15 protein-coding genes are annotated in these 19,700 nt (G+C 33.9%); 10 read left to right on the top strand and 5 right to left on the bottom strand.

Translation table 11 applies throughout. From position 1 onward, the window contains the following. Positions 1–8 precede the first annotated feature (8 nt). The 5 genes from GMA17_RS10615 to GMA17_RS10595 all read left to right on the top strand — a co-directional run bounded on the left by GMA17_RS10615 (position 9) and on the right by GMA17_RS10595 (position 5,759). Positions 9–1,391, top strand: a complete 1,383-nt coding sequence (locus GMA17_RS10615; protein WP_248395891.1) for a M48 family metallopeptidase — start codon at positions 9–11, stop codon at positions 1,389–1,391. Then, a complete protein-coding gene (gene lptC, locus GMA17_RS10610) occupies positions 1,391–1,945 on the top strand; it encodes an LPS export ABC transporter periplasmic protein LptC (protein ID WP_248395890.1) in 555 nt (184 codons plus the stop codon). Before GMA17_RS10615 ends, lptC begins: the two co-directional genes overlap by 1 nt. Positions 1,946–2,042: 97 nt before the next feature. After that, positions 2,043–2,234, top strand: coding sequence for a hypothetical protein (locus GMA17_RS10605; protein WP_248395889.1), 192 nt, complete (start codon positions 2,043–2,045; stop codon positions 2,232–2,234). A 3-nt stretch (positions 2,235–2,237) separates the two neighbouring features. Beyond that, positions 2,238–3,536, top strand: coding sequence for a hemolysin family protein (locus GMA17_RS10600; protein ID WP_248395886.1), 1,299 nt, complete (start codon positions 2,238–2,240; stop codon positions 3,534–3,536). A 99-nt stretch (positions 3,537–3,635) separates the two neighbouring features. Then, positions 3,636–5,759 (top strand): SurA N-terminal domain-containing protein, encoded by a 2,124-nt coding sequence (locus GMA17_RS10595; RefSeq protein WP_248395883.1) that lies wholly within the window; start codon positions 3,636–3,638, stop codon positions 5,757–5,759. Positions 5,760–5,950: 191 nt separating this feature from the next. On the opposite strand, the gene GMA17_RS10590 is transcribed toward GMA17_RS10595, so the two are convergent. Further along, positions 5,951–6,853, bottom strand: coding sequence for a GYDIA family GHMP kinase (locus GMA17_RS10590; RefSeq protein ID WP_248395880.1), 903 nt, complete (start codon positions 6,851–6,853; stop codon positions 5,951–5,953). A 40-nt stretch (positions 6,854–6,893) separates the two neighbouring features. Next, entirely contained in the window at positions 6,894–8,210 is a 1,317-nt protein-coding gene (locus GMA17_RS10585; RefSeq protein WP_248395878.1) for a hydroxymethylglutaryl-CoA reductase, degradative, read from the bottom strand. 137 nt (positions 8,211–8,347) lie between these two features. Here GMA17_RS10585 and GMA17_RS10580 point away from each other — a divergent pair, with 137 nt between their 5' ends. The 4 genes from GMA17_RS10580 (at position 8,348) to GMA17_RS10565 (ending at position 14,723) form a co-directional block, all read left to right on the top strand. Beyond that, positions 8,348–10,540, top strand: a complete 2,193-nt coding sequence (locus GMA17_RS10580; protein WP_248395875.1) for a S9 family peptidase — start codon at positions 8,348–8,350, stop codon at positions 10,538–10,540. Between the two features lie 52 nt (positions 10,541–10,592). After that, a complete protein-coding gene (locus tag GMA17_RS10575; RefSeq protein ID WP_248395873.1) occupies positions 10,593–12,182 on the top strand; it encodes a peptide MFS transporter in 1,590 nt (529 codons plus the stop codon). A gap of 121 nt (positions 12,183–12,303) precedes the next feature. Next, positions 12,304–14,088 carry a peptide MFS transporter gene (locus GMA17_RS10570; protein ID WP_248395871.1) on the top strand — a complete coding sequence of 595 codons (1,785 nt, stop codon included), beginning with the start codon at positions 12,304–12,306 and terminating at the stop codon, positions 14,086–14,088. A gap of 86 nt (positions 14,089–14,174) precedes the next feature. After that, complete coding sequence (locus tag GMA17_RS10565) at positions 14,175–14,723, top strand: thioredoxin fold domain-containing protein (protein WP_248395869.1); 549 nt, start codon at positions 14,175–14,177, stop codon at positions 14,721–14,723. A gap of 1 nt (position 14,724) precedes the next feature. Here GMA17_RS10565 and GMA17_RS10560 read toward each other — a convergent pair whose 3' ends face one another. Both GMA17_RS10560 and GMA17_RS10555 read right to left on the bottom strand, forming a co-directional pair. Continuing rightward, positions 14,725–16,725, bottom strand: a complete 2,001-nt coding sequence (locus GMA17_RS10560) for a ComEC/Rec2 family competence protein (protein WP_248395867.1) — start codon at positions 16,723–16,725, stop codon at positions 14,725–14,727. Between the two features lie 67 nt (positions 16,726–16,792). Then, positions 16,793–17,320 (bottom strand): C40 family peptidase, encoded by a 528-nt coding sequence (locus GMA17_RS10555; protein ID WP_248395863.1) that lies wholly within the window; start codon positions 17,318–17,320, stop codon positions 16,793–16,795. Between the two features lie 110 nt (positions 17,321–17,430). On the opposite strand from GMA17_RS10555, the gene GMA17_RS10550 reads away from it, so the two are divergent. Beyond that, complete coding sequence (locus GMA17_RS10550; RefSeq protein ID WP_248395860.1) at positions 17,431–18,573, top strand: DNA cytosine methyltransferase; 1,143 nt, start codon at positions 17,431–17,433, stop codon at positions 18,571–18,573. A gap of 10 nt (positions 18,574–18,583) precedes the next feature. Here the strand turns inward: GMA17_RS10550 and lpxB are convergent, their stop codons facing one another. Beyond that, complete coding sequence (lpxB, locus tag GMA17_RS10545) at positions 18,584–19,699, bottom strand: lipid-A-disaccharide synthase (RefSeq protein WP_248395858.1); 1,116 nt, start codon at positions 19,697–19,699, stop codon at positions 18,584–18,586. Position 19,700 lies beyond the last annotated feature (1 nt).

The raw sequence follows: 19,700 nt of genomic DNA, 5'->3' as shown, positions 1-19,700 counted from the left end.
TGAATATTATGAAAACGAAAATCACATTATTAGCAGTAGTGCTATTTTTAGGATTTCAAGTTGCCCATGCGCAACAGAACGAGGAATGTATGACGAAACTATCCATATTTTCTGAATATGCAAAAGCAAAAAATTATGATGCTGCTTATGAGCCTTGGATGTATGTCCGTACTAATTGTCCAAAATTGCACAAAGCCATTTATAGTCAAGGAGCTGACATTTTAGAACATAAAATTGATAAAGCTTCAGGCGCAGAAAAGGTAAACTTTATCAAAGATTTATCTAAACTATACGAAGAACGTCAAGCTAACTTTGCAAGTGATTCGCCAGTTGGTGAGTTTCAAACAAAATCTTGTCAGTTACAATATGATAACCGAGACGTTTTAGGTTTGTCAGATTTAGAACTATATAATTGTTTTGATGCCGCTTTTAATGCGGATAAAGAAAATTTTACAAACCCTAAATCATTATACACGTATTTTTCTTTAATGGTAGATTTATATGATGCGCAGTCTAAAACTGCTGCGGAATTATTTGATAAATATGATGATGTTGCTGAAAAAATTCAAACAGAAGTTGGTAATTATTCAGAGAAATTAAATGTTATCATTGAAAAAGAAGAAGCGGGAACAGCTTTAACTAGAAAAGAATCTAGTTACCAAAGATCTTACGAAAGTTATTTAAAAGCTTATGATCAAGTATCAAGTGCTGTTGATAAGAAATTAGGAGATCGTGCAAACTGTGAAAACTTAATTCCACTATACGAAAAAGGCTTTGAAGATAATAAAGCTAACGCACTGTGGTTACAACGTGCAGCAGGAAAAATGTCTGAAAAAGAATGTACAGACGATCCAATGTTCTTTAAGTTAGTAAACGCATATCATGAAATAAGCCCTTCGGCTAATTCAGCTTACTATTTAGGGATCTTAAAAGATAAAGAAGGAAAAGTAAATGAAGCTTTAGCGTTTTATGAGCAAGCTGTAGGTTTAGAAACCGATAATTTCAAAAAAGCGAGACTTAATGAAAGAATTGGTGACAAACTTAAAAATAAAGGGCGTTATGGAAGTGCTCGTGAGTACTATATGAAGTCTTTAAGGTTAAACCCTTCAAATGGTCGTCCTCACTTACGTATTGCATCTATGTATAATGCAAGTGCTAACGATTGTGGAGATAGTAACTTTAACAAGCGTGCTGTGTTTTGGTTAGCTGCTGACGAAGCTGAAAAAGCTGGTCGCGTAGATCCAACATTAAAAAGTGCAGCTGCACAAACAGCAACTAGTTATAGAGCTAAAGCTCCACAAAAATCAGAGATTTTCCAAGAGAATATGTCAGGAAAACAAATTAATGTAGGTTGCTGGATTGGTAGAACGATTACCGTACCAAAAATTTAATGACTGTTTTAATAAAACATATACATAAAACCATAGTCTTAGCTATTGCTTTGACTATGGTTTTTTCTTGCAAAAATAATTTTGAGGACGTTAAAAAAATTGGTATTTCGGAAAATGCACCCATTGGTATTGCCGAAAACATGAATTTGAAGTATACAGATTCCGGTCGTGTAACAGCCCTTTTACGCAGTCCTAAAATGTTAGACTTTTCTAATAGAGATTTTCCCTTTTCAGAATTTCCAGATGCGGTTGAATTGGATTTGTTTGACGAAAACAATCAGAAAAGTACCATTACAGCAGATTATGCCATTGTTTATGATAAAACGGGGCTGATTGATATGCAAGGGAACGTGGTATTGGCGTCTTATAAAAACGACACATTATATGCTGACCAATTGTACTATGATCAGAATAGAGAGTGGATGTTTACAAATCAACCCGTAACATTTAGAACTGGATCAGACATTATAAATGGTAAGGGGTTTGATTCGGATGTAAAGTTCACAAAAGCCCAAGTGCTTGAAATTGATGGTCTAATTAATGTAGACGAATAGCAAATTATTAAATATATAACGGAAACCTCATGAATTATAAACGCATGAGGTTTTTTTATTTACCTTTGTTTTTAATAAACAATTCAAACCTATCAAGATGAAAATCTTTAAATTTTTTCAGTACGCCTATTTAATTTTTGCTATTCTATTTATTTATGTAGCTGCGCAAAAATATATGGAAAATGAGTACATAGATTATGCATCCATTCTATTAGCCGCTGCCGCTATTTTTATGTTTTTCTTTAGAAAAAAATTCAATAAACGCTTTGAAGAAAGAGACCGCAAATAGCCTATGAATCCAGATGTCATTATTATAATTGCATCCTTAATCCTTTCTGCCTTCTTTTCAGGTATGGAAATTGCCTATGTGTCTTCTAATAAAATTCACATTGAAATTGAAAAAAAGCAAAGTGGATTACTGGCTAAAATATTATCTAAATTAACGGTAAAACCTTCCAAGTTTATTGCTACCATGCTTATTGGTAATAATATTGCTTTGGTAGTTTACGGGTTTTTTATGGGTGATTTGTTGGTGGCATGGTTTCAAGATATGCTAGCACTGTCTAATTCCAATTCCGCTATTTTAAATTACTTATTGGTAGATTTTAGTCTGCTAACCCAAACGGTTATTTCAACCCTTATTATATTAATTACAGCAGAATTTTTGCCGAAAGTATTTTTCCAAATTTATGCCAATTCCTTGCTTAAATTATTGGCAATACCAGCTTATATATTTTATGTGCTATTTTCATGGATAAGCGATTTTATTATTTGGATAACCGATTTTGTTCTTAAAAAATTCTTTAAAACTGAAGGTGATCAAGTACAACTGGCATTTACCAAAATAGAACTCGGTCATTATATTAGTGAGCAAATGGAATCGGCAGAACCGCATGATGATGTGGATACCGAGATTCAAATATTTCAAAATGCTTTGGAGTTTTCGGAAGTAAAAGCACGCGAAGTCATGGTGCCTAGAACAGAGATTATTGCGGTTGATGTTACTGAATCACTGAAAACTATTAACGGGAAATTTACCGATACAGGAATTACAAAAATACTAGTTTATAAAGGGAACATTGATGAAATAATAGGATATGCCCATTCTTTTGAACTATTTAAAAAACCAAAAACACTTAAATCCATAATAAGGCCTGTTGAATTTGTGCCAGAAACCATGTTGATTAAAGATGTTTTAAGTGTTTTAATTAAAAAACGTAAGAGTATTGCTGTTGTTTTGGATGAATATGGTGGTACCTCTGGAATTATGACCGTTGAAGACATTGTTGAAGAACTCTTTGGAGAAATTGAAGACGAACACGATACCGTTGTATTAACAGAAGAGAAAATTGATGACGAAAACTATATTTTTTCGGCAAGATTTGAGGTGGATTACCTGAATGAAACTTATAAAATTAATCTCCCAGATAGTGAGAACTACGAGACTTTAGGAGGTTTAATTGTAGATTTTACCGAAGGTATTCCAGAGAAAGATGAAGTGGTTATAATGGAAGACTTTCAGTTTACTATTTTAGAAGTTTCTAACACAAAAATCGATTTAGTCAAACTTAAAATTCTTGAAGAAGACTAATTTCCCGACAATTAAAATAATTAATGCGAAATTCTCCTTTTATTATTAAATAGAAAATGGTATTTTCGCGCACTATATCGTAAAAAATTTAAATGACAGATGGCAGTTTTAAATAAAATTAGACAACGCTCACTATTCCTGATATTAATAATTGCATTAGCATTATTTTCATTCGTATTATCAGATTTATTCAGAAACAGTGATGCGCTTTCAGCAAAATCTCAAAACATTGTTGCTACCATAAATGGTAAAGATATTACACGTGAGGATTTTTTAATGAAAGTAGAAAATGCAACTCAACAAATGGGTGGTCAAGCTACACAAACGCAAATAATGAACCGTGTTTGGGAACAAGAGGTTCGTAATGCTGTACTGGAAAACCAATTTGAAAAATTAGGAATAACTGTTGAAAGAGATCAAATGCGTGATATTTTACGTACTAATTTGGCCTCAAATCCAGATTTTCAAAATGAAGCTGGACTGTTTGATGATAATAAACTAACAGAATACATTGCTAATTTAAAAGCAACGTCTGCCGCAGCATATCAACAATGGATTGACTATGAAAATTCTATTTCTGTAAATGCATTGCAACAAAACTACTTTAACATGGTTAAAGCTGGTATGATTGGAACGCTTGCTGAAGGTAAATTACAACACAAATTAGAAGGAGATAATGCCGATATTAAATTTGTTCAAGTTCCTTTTTCTTCAATAGCAGATAGTACAATTACAGTTTCTAAAGCAGAAATTGAAACGTACATGAAAAATCACAGAAATCAATACGAAGTAGAAGAATCTAGAGATTTACAGTATGTTCAATTTAAAGAAGAAGCATCTGTAGAAGATATTCAGGAATTAGAAAATGAAATTTCCAAGTACAAAACAGATCGTGCTGAATTTGTAAATGGGAGAACAGATACAATTCAAGCATTCTCAAAAGTTAAAAACAATGAGAACTACATCAACTTTATTGCAAATTCTGAAGTGAAGTTTGATAATCGTTTTATTTTAAAGTCAGCTTTACCTGAAGCCGTTGCAGAAGATATTTTCAATTTAAACGTTGGTGATGTTTACGGGCCTTATAAAGATAATGGTTTAGTTAAATTAACTAAAATGATAGCCGTAACCCAATTGCCGGATTCGGTTAAAGCCAGACATATTTTAATTCCTTTTGTAGGATCTCGTTCGCAAACTGAAACAACTACACAAACAGAAGTTGAAGCTAAAAAAACAGCTGATAGTTTAATGGCGGTTATAAAAGCAGATAAGGATAAGTTTGTATCATTGTTAGATTTTTCTGCTGATACAGTAAGTAATGAAAAAGAAGGAGTTTTAGATTGGTTTACTTACAATGCTATGGTTCCTGAATTCAGAGATTTTACTTTCGAAAATGAAGAAGGATCTATTGGTGTTGTGAAATCGGATTTCGGTTTCCACGTCATTGAAATATTAGGCCAGAAAAACAAACAACGTGCTGTTAAAATAGGAACAATTGCTAGAAAAATTGAGCCATCTGAACAAACAGTGAACGATGTATTTAGAAAAGCATCAAATTTCGAAATTAGTTTAGAAAAAGGTGATTTCGCTGATTTAGCAAAAGAACAAGATTATGTGGTTCGTCCAGTAAATACCATTAAAGTATTAGACGAAACCATTCCAGGATTAGGAAACCAACGTGCTATTACACGCTGGGCTTTTGAGGAAGCTACGGAAGTAGGAGATTACAAGCGTTTCAATGTGCCAGGTGGTTATGCAATTGTTCAGTTAGTAGCTAAAAATAAAGCAGGTTTAATGAAATCTGAAGACGCTTCAGTTACAGCCTTACCAGCAATTCGTAAGCAAAAGAAAGCAGAGCAAATTAGAAGTAGAGTTTCTGCAACAACATTAGAAGATTTAGCAAAAGCTGAAAACACATCAGTACGTTCGGCATTAGCAATTAATATGAAAACACCAACTATTTCAGGAGCAGGAAATGAGCCAAAAGTTGTTGGTTATGCTTTTGGAATGAAAGAGGGTGAAACGTCTAAATTAATTGAAGGTGAAAAAGGGATGTATATGGTTCGCGTTGAAAAACTAACGCCAGCTGCAGAATTAGAAAATTACCAAGGACTTGCCAATCAAGTGCAAGTATCTAAAGTTAATTCAGTAAATTCTAAATTATACCCTGCGCTTAAGGAGGCTTCTGAAATTGAAGATAATAGAGCTAAAACGGTACAATAATTTAGCTGTATTTTTATAAAACGAAAAGGCTTTACACATTGTAAAGCCTTTTTTGTTTTTATATAGAATCTCGTTGTGATATTTTAGAAGCATCATATTCATGTTACTCATCAAACTGCACAGGTTTCAGTTACCTATAGTCCTTTAAAAAATAAATTTGAATGTAAAGCGCTTTGTGAATACTGATTTAATTATAAAATCAAATCTTGATACTTAATAATTGTCTGAAAGCCTTTCGCCTTAAAATAGGGTTCAGGATTTTCAGTAGAAGACACCAAAATAAAATCGCCACCCCAAGCACCAAGGCTTTTTAATGCGCCAGGAAAGTCTGAAAACAAACGCGCTTTAACGGTTGGTTGTTGAATTAGTTTAGAAATAATTTCTTCATGAGTATTCAATAGTAGATTGAATTCTGAAATGGTTTCACAAACAATCATCTGATTGGTAATCGTATTTATTTCTAAAATAGCATTTGAATTGCTTTTAGCTGCTTGCCTGTAATTAGCTATACCATCCCGACTGTTTTGCTTTTGGTTTAAATACACAAAATACAAATGTTCCTTAAATGTTGGATTAAACTGAACGGGGTTTACGTCCCTGTTTTTATTCTGTAATTGATAGGTTATGGCTGTGTCATTCTGTGCACAAGCTATATCATAACCACTGCCTCCAAAGGTTTTATCCAATAGTTGATATGGATTTACTTGGGCCCAATTGGCTATATTATTCAGTAAGGTAGAAGAAGAGCCAAGTCCCCAATTTCTTGAGAATGTTAAGTGGCTTTCAACAATATAACCTGAATTTAAAAATTTTGGATTTAGAGTTCTTGTTTCTTGAAGAATCTGAATTAATCGCTCTGAAATAGGATTATTTCGGTTGTTACCATTGATGCGGTTTTCAGAAATAGTAAAGCTGTCTTCAAACCAAATCCTTCCTTTTTCATCTTTACTTTTCCACAGAATTCTATGTGCTTCAATAGGTTTTACAAATAACGATTGCCCGTATTTAGTAGGTAAAGCAAGTGAAAGCGCACCATCTAAAACCACGTATTCGCCAGTTAATAATAATTTACCATTGCTATAAAAACGTGTCATGCTTTGTGATTTATCTTTTTTAGGACAATTTCAATTTCGCTTATTTTCGTATATTACTAATAGCTTCTACTACTGCGCTATGGGTTACCACATGGTTTTTAAAATGATGGATTATCTGTGTTTTCTCATCTGGAGTTGCATCAAACTGATTTAAGATATTCATTAAATGCATTTTCATATGTCCTTCCTGGATCCCTGTTGTTGTTAAAGACCGCAGTGCGGCAAAATTCTGTGCTAATCCAGCCACAGCTACTATTTGCATGAGTTCTTGAGCGTTAGGTTTGTGTAATAATTCCATGGCAAATTTCACCAAAGGATGTAAACCTGTAAGTCCACCAACGGTTCCTAATGCTAAAGGGATTTCCATCCAAAAGGTAAATATGCCATTTTCAATTTTAGCATGTGTTAAACTTCGGTACTGCCCATCGCGCGATGCATACGCATGAACACCAGCTTCCACAGCACGAAAATCATTACCAGTTGCCAATACAACGGCATCAATACCATTCATAATACCTTTATTATGGGTTACCGCACGATACGGTTCAATTTCGGCAATCTTAACAGCTTGAATAAATTTTTGTGCAAAGGCTTCTGAATCAATATTTTTATCATCTGATAAATTGTATACAGGACAAGATACTTCCGCACGCACTAAACAGTTTGGAACATAATTAGAGAGAATACTCATGACGATTTCAATTTGCTTTTCAGCGTCGTTAAAACCGGGATAGAGCAAAGCTTCACGTTTAAAAGTTGTTGCAAATTGCTCCAAACAGGAATTTATGAAATTTGCTCCCATGGCATCCAAGGTTTCAAACGTTGCGTGAAGTTGGTAATAGCCAGATAAATGGGATGTTTTATTACGGAGTTCAATATCTAAAATACCACCACCACGTTTTTCCATGTTTTGAGTAATGGATTTGGCGTCTGCTAGTAATTTAGATTTTACCTGTTCAAAAAATGATTGGAGTGTTTCTGGATTTCCAGGAAACATAAAATGCACCTGACCAATTTTAGTAGTTGATAAAACGGTTGCCTTAAAACCACCTCTCTCCAACCAAAATTTAGCCGCTTTACTTGCTGCTGCAACTACTGAACTTTCCTCAATAGCCATAGGAATGGTGTGTAATTTTCCGTTAATAAGGAAGTTTGGTGCCACGCCTAATGGTAAATAATAATTGGTAATGGTGTTTTCAATAAATTCATCGTGAAGCTGTTGTAGCTTTTCGTCTGAATTCCAATATTGTTTTAGCGTTTTTTTGGCAGCTTCTGAATTCGTAAAATAAGTGTCAACTATCCAATTGATTTTTTCGGATTTTGAGAATTTAGAAAAGCCTGATATGGGTGTATTCATTTAGATTTTTTTCAAAACGTAAAGATACTATTATTGTGTGAGTTCTGCATGTCAAGGCTATTTAACTGTTAATAAATACGGTTTTTTGCTTATTTTTTAGTAAACTTGGCATTAATTTATCTATAACATTATTTTTAATGAGATTTACAAAACAACTTCTGTTAGTTTGCTTTATAACGAGCCTATTTTCTACGGCTCAAAATAATAAAATTTCACTTGAAGACATCTGGTCTGGTACCTTTAGAACCGAGCGCATGGACGCTTTACACTCCATGAATAATGGTCAGCAATATTCTGTGTTGAATTTTGACCGTACTTCGGGTTCTACAACCATAGATGTTTATGATTATAAAACCTTAAATAAGGAAAAAACATTAGTAAATTCTGCTAATTTAGAAGCGGTAAAATATTTTACAGATTACACCTTTAGTGATGATGAAAGTCAAATACTCTTAGCTACAGACGTTGAATCTATTTTTAGACGTTCAACCCTTGGGAAATATTTTATATATGATACCAAAACAAAACAATTAGAATTAGTAGCTGAAGAAAAAATTCAAGAACCAACGTTTTCGCCTGATGGAACCAAATTAGCTTATGGTTACAATAATAATTTGTTTGTTAAAGATTTAAAAACAGGAAATACCCAACAAATTACTTTTGATGGTGAAAAAAATAAAATTATAAACGGAATCACGGATTGGGTTTATGAAGAAGAATTTGGCTTTGTGCGAGCTTTTGAGTGGAATGCAGGAAGCGATAAAATAGCTTTTATTCGTTTTGATGAAACGGATGTGCCAGAATTTTCTATGGATGTGTACGGACAGGATTTATATCAAACTCAAAACGTGTTTAAGTATCCAAAAGCTGGTGAAGCAAATGCTAAAGTATCATTGCATATTCATGATTTAAAGGCTTCACAAACAGAAGAAGTAAAGGTTAATAAAACGTATACCGATTTTTATATTCCTCGAATAGCATGGACCAATAATCCTGATGTTTTAAGTGCGCAATATATGAACAGACATCAAGATGAATTGGATTTATGGTTTGTAAACGCAAAAGCAAATACAACTAATTTAGTGTTGGAAGATCGTGATAATGCCTATGTGGATGTAACGGATAACTTAACCTTTATAGAGGATGATAGTTTTATTTGGACCAGTGAAAAAGATGGCTACAACCACATTTATCATTATGATGAAACTGGGAAACTAATCAACCAAATTACTAAAGGGAATTGGGAAGTCACTAGTTATTATGGTTTTGATGCCAAGAATAAAACTATTTTTTATCAGTCAACTGAAAATGGTTCCATTAATCGCGATGTTTATTCTATTAAATTAAATGGTCGTGATAAAACCCGATTATCGGCAAATGATGGAACAAATAGTGCTGCCTTTAGTGCTGATTTTTCATATTTTATAAAAACCTTTTCAAGTGCCACTACAGCACCAGTTTACACATTAAATAACGCCAAGAATGGTAAGCAAATTAAATTAATTAAAGACAATACAGCGCTTCAAAATAAGTTGAAGGAATACCAAATGTCTAAAAAAGAATTTTCAACAATTGCTATTAACGGCAATGATTTGAATATGTGGATGATTAAGCCTGCTAATTTTGACGCAAGCAAATCCTACCCCTTATTTATGTTTCAATATTCGGGTCCAGGTTCTCAAAGTGTTTCTAATTCTTGGAATAACGCTAATGATTATTGGTATCAGTATTTAGCTCAAAAAGGCTATATCATTGCTTGTGTAGATGGACGCGGCACCGGATACAAAGGGGCTGAATTTAAGAAAGTAACTCAAAAAGAACTCGGGAAATACGAAGTAGAAGATCAGATAGATGCCGCTAAAAAGTTAGGTGCAGAATCGTATATCGATGCGTCTCGAATTGGTATATGGGGTTGGAGTTATGGCGGATATATGAGTAGTAATGCGTTATTTAAAGGGAATGATGTTTTTAAAATGGCTATTGCTGTAGCACCTGTAACAAGCTGGCGTTTTTACGATTCTATTTATACAGAACGTTATATGACAACACCGCAAGAAAACCCAAGTGGTTATGATGAAAACTCACCCATAAACCACGTGGATAAATTGAAAGGCGATTTTTTATTAATTCACGGAACGGGTGATGATAATGTACATGTTCAAAACACTATGCGGATGGTAGAAGCATTAATCCAAGCGGATAAACAATTTGAGTGGATGATTTATCCTGATAAAAATCACGGTATCTACGGAGGCAACACCCGCTTACATTTATATAAAAAAATGACAAATTTTATTGACCAAACATTGGGTGATAAAATTTTGCCATAGATTTTTTTTAATCAAAAGTTAAACTAATTAATACTAACTAATATAAATTATTATGGAATTTAAATTTGGAGGCTCTGCTGAGAATCAAAAAACAGTGTTAGGACATCCTGCAGGATTATTTGTGTTGTTTTTTACTGAAATGTGGGAGCGTTTTTCCTTCTATGGTATGAGAGCATTACTTGTACTATTTTTAGTGTCTACACTTATTGATGGTGGTTGGGATTGGTCTAGAGCAGACGCATTAGTTTTATACGGTTGGTATACAGGATTGGTTTACCTAACACCTATTATTGGTGGTTTTATTGCAGATAAATTTATGGGATACCGAAACGCTGTGGTACTTGGTGCATTAATTATGACTCTTGGTCACGGTTCCATGGCACTAGAGGGATTGACATCTATTTTCTTTTATATTGGGTTATCCTTATTAATTATAGGAAATGGATTTTTTAAACCAAACATTTCGTCTATGGTTGGACAACTTTATAAAAATCATGGTAAAGAAAAAGATTCAGGTTATACCATTTTTTATATGGGTATTAATGCAGGAGCCTTTTTAGGTATTTTGTTATGTGGATATATTGGGGAAAATATTGGATGGCATTATGGTTTTGGATTAGCTGGTATTTTTATGTTTTTAGGGATGTTACAATTCTATTTTACTCAAAAAATATTTGGAAGAATTGGATTGTCGCCAAAGCAAACACAAGATTTTGACGATGTAATTGAGGATAGTGTTGAAAAAATTGGAGAAGATATAGAAGAAGTTATCGAAGAAGCAGAAAGTTCTGGAGTTGTCAGAGATAGAATGATTGTTATTGGTGTGTTTTCAATATTTGTAATATTTTTCTGGTGGGCATTTGAGCAAGCGGGAGGATCTATGACCGTTTTTGCAGCAGATTATACAGATCGAGCGTTAGTTGGTAGTGCAGCACTAACTTTCAAAATAGTAAACACCATAATCACAGTGGTTCCAATGTTGGTTATTACTTGGGTTTTAGTGATGTTATTTAAGCAAACATTTCAGAATTACGCGTTTGCCAATGTGTTATTAGGCTTGAGTTTTGTAATTATTTGGGGAATTGTTATTTGGATGTTAAATAGAGAGTTTCAATCAGATGCAACGGAAGTTCCGGCATCATGGTTTTCAGTTTTAAATTCATTGTTTATTATATTATTTGCGCCTTTATTTTCTAAAATTTGGGAAAGTAAATTAAATCCTTCAGGCCCAGTTAAATTTGCTATTGGTTTGCTTCTAGTAGGTTTTGGATTTGGAGTTTTAGCTTATGGAGCAGCGGGAATACCAGATGGTGCTAAAACAGCTTCTGTTAGTTTAATGTTTTTGGTAGTTGCCTATTTCTTACATACTATGGGAGAGCTATGTGTGTCTCCAGTTGGGTTATCTTATGTAAGTAAATTAGCGCCTGTGAAATTTGTTAGTTTAATGTTTGGAATTTGGTTTACAGCTAATTTCTTTGCAAATCTATTAGGTGGTTTTACGGGAAGTTATATCGACCCAATTTCTGAAGAATACGGTTTAACAACCTTCTTTTTAATATTTACTATAATTCCAATTTCAGCAGCTTTAATTATGTTGTTATTAAACCCGATGCTGAAAAGAATGATGCATGGAATTGAGTAACGTAATTTTTAATGTTTACTTGAAAAGATAGTAATGATTTTCAGTACTAGCTTTTTGAAAGTAAAATAATTTACAGGCGGTTTCGTCTATATATGCGCTTTATATTTTAACTAACTATACTATGAATACGGATATTGAAAATTTATTTAAGGACACAGTTCTCGGACATCCAGTAGGACTATTTATTCTTTTCTTTACAGAGATGTGGGAGCGTTTTTCTTTCTATGGAATGCGAATCCTTCTTATCTTATTTTTAACAGCTCCAATGATGAGTGATAATCCGGGATGGGATTGGCCTCGAGAACATGCATTGGCGCTAATAGGTACTTATGCCTCTTTACTATATTTAACGCCTATTGTAGGAGGTTGGATTGCTGATAAGTTTACAGGCTATCGCATTGCCGTAATTATTGGTTGTTTAGTCATGACCCTTGGTCACGCAGCCATGGCTTTTGATACCACTATGAGTTTTTATATAGGTCTTGCCTTATTGGTAATTGGAACTGGTTTTTTTAAACCAAATATCACCTCTATAATTTCTGAAATGTATAAAACACGTGAGTCCAAAAAGGATGGTGCGTATACCATATTTTATATGGGTGTTAATGCTGGAGCTTTCTTTGGAATGATGCTTTGTGGTTACTTAGCCGAAAATTACGGCTGGCATTGGGGCTTTGGTTTAGCAGGTATATTTATGCTTTTAGGAATGCTTCAATTTATGTTAGCTCATAAAATATTTGGAAGTATTGGTGATAAACCAGGTAGAAAAGAAGAGGTTGTTTTGGAGCATACACCAAACGAAACCAATGTGGAAATAGTAGAGGAAATGCAAGCAGAAATTAAGCTAAATCCATTTACGACTTTCGATTATGTCTTGATTGTCTTATCCTCTATTGGTGGATTACTGTATCTTTTTAATGATCCTTTGGATGTTATCTACTCAATGTCCTTGGTACCTTTTGAAATAGGAGGAATGAGTGGTACGAATATCGTTATTCTTGCGGCTTTGGCCATGTTTCTTGTTTTGTTAATTACACGTATTGCACGTTATTTACCTATAGTTCGCGACCGATTAATTGCTGTTACCATATTTGCCTTATTCACAGTCTTTTTCTTCGCGTTCTTTGAGCAATCTTTAGGATCTATGACCTTGTTTGCAAGTGATTATACCGATAGAAGTTTAACTGGGAATTCGGCGACAATATTTAAAATAATAGATGGGCTTTTAACAACAATTCCGCTGATTATTATAACCTATGTTATTGCTTTAATATTTAAGAAAACCTTTACCAAAATTGGCGCTTCTAATATTGTCCTAGCTATTGCATTTGTTGGGGTTTGGGGATTAGTAATATTCCGTTTATACGATAAATTTAGTCAAACAGAAATGACGGTTGATGCTACTTGGTTTGGAATTTTAAACTCATTCTTTATTATTACATTAGCGCCATTATTTTCGAAATGGTGGGAAAGTAAATACAACCCAAGTGCTGCCATGAAATATGGTATTGGATTGGTGTTATTAGGCGTTGGTTTTGCCATTTTATCATATGGTGCATCAGATATTCCACCTGGAGCTAGAACAGCATCAGTAAGCATGGTATTCTTAATTCTGGCCTACTTATTTCATACCATGGGCGAGTTGTGCTTATCACCTTTAGGATTGTCCTATTTAAGTAAGTTAGTTCCTGCTCGTATGATTGGTTTTATGTTTGGCGTATGGTATTTAGCCATTGCCGTTGGACAAAAGGCTGCAAATACTATGGGTGGAATGATTGATAAGATTTCTGAAGCGTATTCTTTAGGAACCTTCTTTTTAATTTTTGCGGTAATTCCTATTGCTGTGGGACTTATATCTATGGCATTAAATCCTTTACTTAAACGATTAATGCATGGTGTGCGCTAATTAATAAAATTGCTAAATTTAATTCAAAACACGCCTTTTTGGCGTGTTTTTTGTAAGTTCGGAACATATAATACAACAAATAGAACATGAGAAATTTATTTTATACTTTAATACTAATTGTCGGGTTCTCGACAGTTAGCGTGGCACAAGAAATTAATTGGGTAACTCTTGAAGAAGCTGTAGAACTTCAAAAGAAAAAACCTAAAAAAATCATGATGGATATGTACACCAATTGGTGTGGTCCTTGTAAAATGTTAGATAAAAATACCTTTCAAAATAAGGATGTGGCAGATTATGTTAATAAACATTTTTACGCCGTAAAATTTAACGCTGAAGGAAATGAAACTGTTACGTTTAAAGGGAAAACGTATACAAACCCAGGTTATGATCCAGCAAAAGCTAACAAGCGTAATTCAGGTCATGAATTAGCTCGCTATTTTAGTATCCGATCCTATCCTACTATTGTATATTTGGATGAAGATGCTAATTTATTAGCGCCTATTATTGGTTATCAAACACCACAACAATTGGAGTTATATTTAAAGGTGTTTAAAAATAATGAGCATAACAATTTTAAAACACAGCAAGATTTTCAAGCGTTTGCTCAAGCTTTTAAACCAGAGTTTACAAACTAATTTAGTTTTCTTTCAATATAAAAGCGCCTTTTTCACCTGTATAGTGAAAAAGGCGTTTTCGTGTTTTACAGGTTTCATGCCATCGGTTTATATACGATTTGTAATTGCTGCCATCAGCAATAATAACTTGCGGATTTAAAGAATCGATTAGTCGATTTAAATTAATTTTTGGCGACTGGCTCAAAATAATATAATCCGGCTTAAAGGATATGTTTTTGTAAACGCCCAAACTGTCAATTATTAAAAATTGTTTCTGGTTGAAATGATAGGCATTTTGAATGCTTTGATAGTCTATCGTCTTAATAAAATTCCCAACGCGATAATTAGCAATGCTATAATCTGATTTTAATTTTAGGCTGTCCAAGTTGTGGAATACTTGTAAGTGAAATCTAGAATTTTTACTAATAATACTGTGTCTGCTTTTGTGAAATACTACAAATTCGTTGTTATTGCTATACCAAAACTGATTAAAAAACAAACCTATTTGGAATACGCAAGTCACAACCATTGCCAAAACAAGTTTATTGAACGCTTTCGATATAAAATACCTCGTAAAGAGTAGGATTATAAGATATAGACCAATAACAAGAAACCAATTCATGGGAATATCTCTAAATATGAAAACGTCCTGTTCTGCAATCCATTTAAAAAACTGATTCATCAAACTAATAATATCTCCAAAAATATCAGTCAATAAGCTCTTAGGAACGTCCATTAAAGCCATTCCGAAAATTAATAATCCATAACCTAGAATGAATCCTAAAAATGGAATGACAACCACATTAGTTAATAAGAAAAGCCCAGGAAATTGATGGAAATAGAAAATACTCAAAGGAAAAATCCCTAACTGCGCAGCTAATGAAACCGTTATTAACGTGATGATTTTATTAGGAAAGGCATAGGGTGTTTTTAAGCGTGCAAACAGTAGCGGATGAATTGCTACGATTCCAATAACCGCTAAATAACTTAACTGAAAACCGATTTCAAATAAAATCATAGGATTCCATATTAGTAATATAAATGCCGAAATAGCCAACGTGTTATAAATGTTATAAGGCCGTTTTAAATACATACCTACGGTTATTACACTAAACATGGTTACAGCGCGTAAAATAGAAGGTGATAATCCCGCAACCACGGCATAACTCCACAGTATAAAAAGAATGATGATAGCAGTAATATACCGACCATGTTTAATAAGTAATAAAGGTTTAAACAACCATTTTAAAAGGAACAGAATAATGCCAATATGCAATCCAGAAATTGCTAGAATATGAATGGCTCCAGCATTTACATAATCCGCATATAATTCCTTTCCAATATCCTGACGCTGCCCTAAAAGTAGGGCGTTAATAACCGCTAATTCAGATGCACTATACTTATATTTCTGGAGACCTTTATTTATCGCTTGACGGAAATAGTCAGCATAACCATACATGCTATGTTTTTCTCTTGATAGAACAGAAACAAATTCAGCCTTGCAATAAATTTGAGCATAAATTTGATGGTTTTCTAAATACCTTTGGTAATCAAATTGATGCGGATTTAAAGGCCTGTAAAGTTCTTTTAAACCGCCAAAGATTTGAATCTTATCATCTACTTCAAGGTTTGAAAAACTGCTGTCTTTACCAATGTTTAATAGAATATCTCCAAAAACACTTTTACCATTAATTGTTACTATTTCCGCAATGTAACGTTGGTTGAATATATTGGGTTTAATAACCTCTAAAATTCGTAATTGAAACTTTGAAAATTTGGCTTCAGAAATTGAGTACTGATGTGTATAATGTTTGTCATAATTCAGATGGTTATGTATTTCCACACTTAAATTACCCAAACTCATAACCATCAAATACGCAGCTAGCCCAAACCAGATGGATTGTTTAAACTGATTTTGGGTTACAACATACGTAATGGTAAGAATTAGAAGTAGTACGAAAGTTATAGTCACAGAAAACTTCAGTGATAATGCCAACTGCAAACTCACTAAAATACCTAACATGAAACAACATGTTAGTTTAACTATCGGAAAATCAAGAAGTTTCACAATAGTAAGTTACAAAAATAACTTACAAGATTCGTCGTGCTTGAACAAATGCAAAATACCAATACTTTTCAGAAAGCTCTGAAATCATAACGCCGCTACTGGTAGAGGCATGAATAAATTCAACAAAACCAGTACGCGATTCGGTTACAATTCCTACATGATTTACGTTTCGGCTATTTTTATTAGTAGCAAAAAATAATAAATCCCCTTTTTGAACTTCTTTAACATCTACCCAATCGCCTGTTACGGCTAATTGTGATGTGGTTCGTGGCAATTGTATGGCTTCTTTTTTAAAGGATGTTACAATTAAACCAGAACAATCCATACCTTTTTTGGTTGTGCCACCATATTTATATTTCACGCCGTTAAACGTTTTGGCGTAATCTATAATAGATTCGGCTTGAGAATTATAAGTCCCGTTGTTACTGCCTATTTTTTTGACAGCTGGAGCCGATTTAGTTGTTCTTTTCGATGAGGTAGTCGCCTTTTTTGTCGATTTACATGCCGAAAAACAGAATAGGCATAATAAAATAAGTAAGCTTTTTTGCATATTTCCAAAAATACACATTTTTGTTATAAAAAATAATAACAACTTAAAAACTTGGTTGGACAACAGGTATAAAACGGTTACTTTTAACCTTTCAAAAGGAATTTTACAATATGAATGTAGTCGATTTGTTTTCGGGTTGTGGTGGATTAGCACTTGGTTTTAAATGGGCTGGATTCCAAACACTGTTAGCTAGTGATGTGGATGAAAATTGCGAAAAAACCTATTCCCATAACTTTCCAAATGTGCCGTTTATTAAAAACGATTTACGAGACATTTCTACAAATGAATTAAAAAAACACCTTTCAAATCCTGTGGATGTCGTTGTTGGAGGTCCACCTTGTCAAGGGTTTTCATTGGCTAACAAAAACAGAAACAAAGCAAAATCAGATCCTAGAAACGAGTTGTTTTATGAGTTTGTTCGTGTGGTTACCGATTTACAGCCCAAAGCCTTTGTCATGGAAAATGTACGTGGCTTATTATCCATGCAAAAAGGACAGGTTATTAAACTTATGAAAGATGAGTTTGAAAATGCTGGAATTGGATATCAGGTGGAATATCAAGTGCTTTTAGCTTCAGATTATGGCGTGCCACAAAATAGGCAACGGGTTATTATGATTGGCATTCGAAAGGATTTAGAAAAGCAACCGGTTTTCCCAAAGAAAACATATGAGAAACCGATAACCGTTTGGGAAGCCATTTCCGATTTACCACAAATAAAAGCATCGGAAGGTGCCGAAAAAATGACTTATGAAATGGATGCATCAAATACTTATCAAGAATTTATACGGCAGCAAAGTACGTTGGTTTTTAACCACATAGCTATGCGTCATACCCAACGATTAATCAATCGGTTTCAGGTAATTAAAGCGGGTGAATCTTTGGCGCATGTTTCTCAAGAACATGCTGCGGTAAAACGTGGAAACCCGAAGGAGAAATCCAAGATTGTTTTTTCGCAAAATAATCAGCGTTTACATGCTGAAAAGCCTGCGCCAACCATTGCAGCATCTTTTCAAAGTAATTTTATTCATCCGTTCTTACATCGAAATTTTACGGCACGTGAAGGCGCGCGATTACAATCATTTCCAGATACCTTTATTTTTCAAGGGATGCGAACTAAAATGAGTTGGGAAAAGGGTTTGAGTCAATATCAGCAAATAGGAAATGCCGTTCCGCCTTTATTGGGTTATGCTATTGCCAAGTCCCTTCAGGAAACACTTTCTGGTGTTCAAAATTCAAAAGAAAAACTGTTTTAAAGTCTGCCTTTTACGGGTTAAGGGATTTATAGATTAGTTGTGCCGTTTTAGCACTTGCCCCTTTACCGCCTAACTTTTTTTCAAGTTCGTAGTAGTCCAAAAATAGCTTGTTTCTAGTTGGCTTATCCAAAATTTTATCGAGTTCTAATTTTAGATTTTTTCGGGTAAACTCATCTTGGATTAGTTCAGTTACAACTTCCTTATCCATAATTAAATTCACTAATGAAATGTATTTAATATGCTTAACCAAACGCTTGCCAATTTGGTAAGAAAGCCAACTGCCTTTATAGCAAACCACTTCTGGAACCTTAAATAAAGCTGCTTCCAAAGTGGCCGTTCCCGATGTTACCAATGCTGCGGAAGCCACACTTAATAAATCGTACGTTTTGTTTGAGATAAAATGAACATTGGAATTTTTAATAAACTGTTTGTAGAAATCGTAATCCTGACTTGGTGCACCCGCAATTACAAACTGATAGTTAGGATAGTCAGGCGTCAAGCTTAACATAACCGATAGCATTTTAGAAATTTCTTGTTTTCTACTACCAGGTAATAGTGCAATTATTGGTTTTTCGCTTAATTCGTTTTCGGCTCTAAAGGCTGCTTCGCTAATTTGTTCACGACCAGAAATAGCGTCAATAAGGGGATGACCAACAAACGTTACAGGATAATCATGGGTTTTATAAAACGTTTCAACAAAAGGTAAAATAACGTACATGGCATCAATATCGCGTTTAATGTCTTTTACACGCCCTGCTCGGGATGCCCAAACTTGAGGTGAAATATAGTAATTGGTTTTAAACCCTTCTTTTTTTGCCCATTTGGCAATACGCAGGTTAAATCCTGAATTGTCTATAAAAATTATAACATCTGGTTGGTATTCGGCAATATCCGTTTTACATAAATCGAAATCTTTAAAGATAGAGGAGAGGTTCATAATCACCTCCGCAAAACCCATAAACGAGCGTTCTTTGTAGTGTTTCACCAAAGTACCACCAACGGCTTGCATCAAGTCGCCTCCCCAAAACTGAAATTCCGCTTTAGGATCTTCTTTTTTCAGAGCTTTCATGAGATTGGAACCATGCAAATCACCTGAAGCTTCACCAGCAATTATATAATATTTCATA

Source organism: Bizionia sp. M204 (assembly GCF_023205095.1).
Classification (GTDB): Bacteria; Bacteroidota; Bacteroidia; order Flavobacteriales; family Flavobacteriaceae; genus Algorimicrobium; species Algorimicrobium hallyeonense.
The sequence above is the reverse complement of the archived record's forward strand: the minus strand, read 5'-3'. Positions and strand labels throughout refer to the sequence as shown.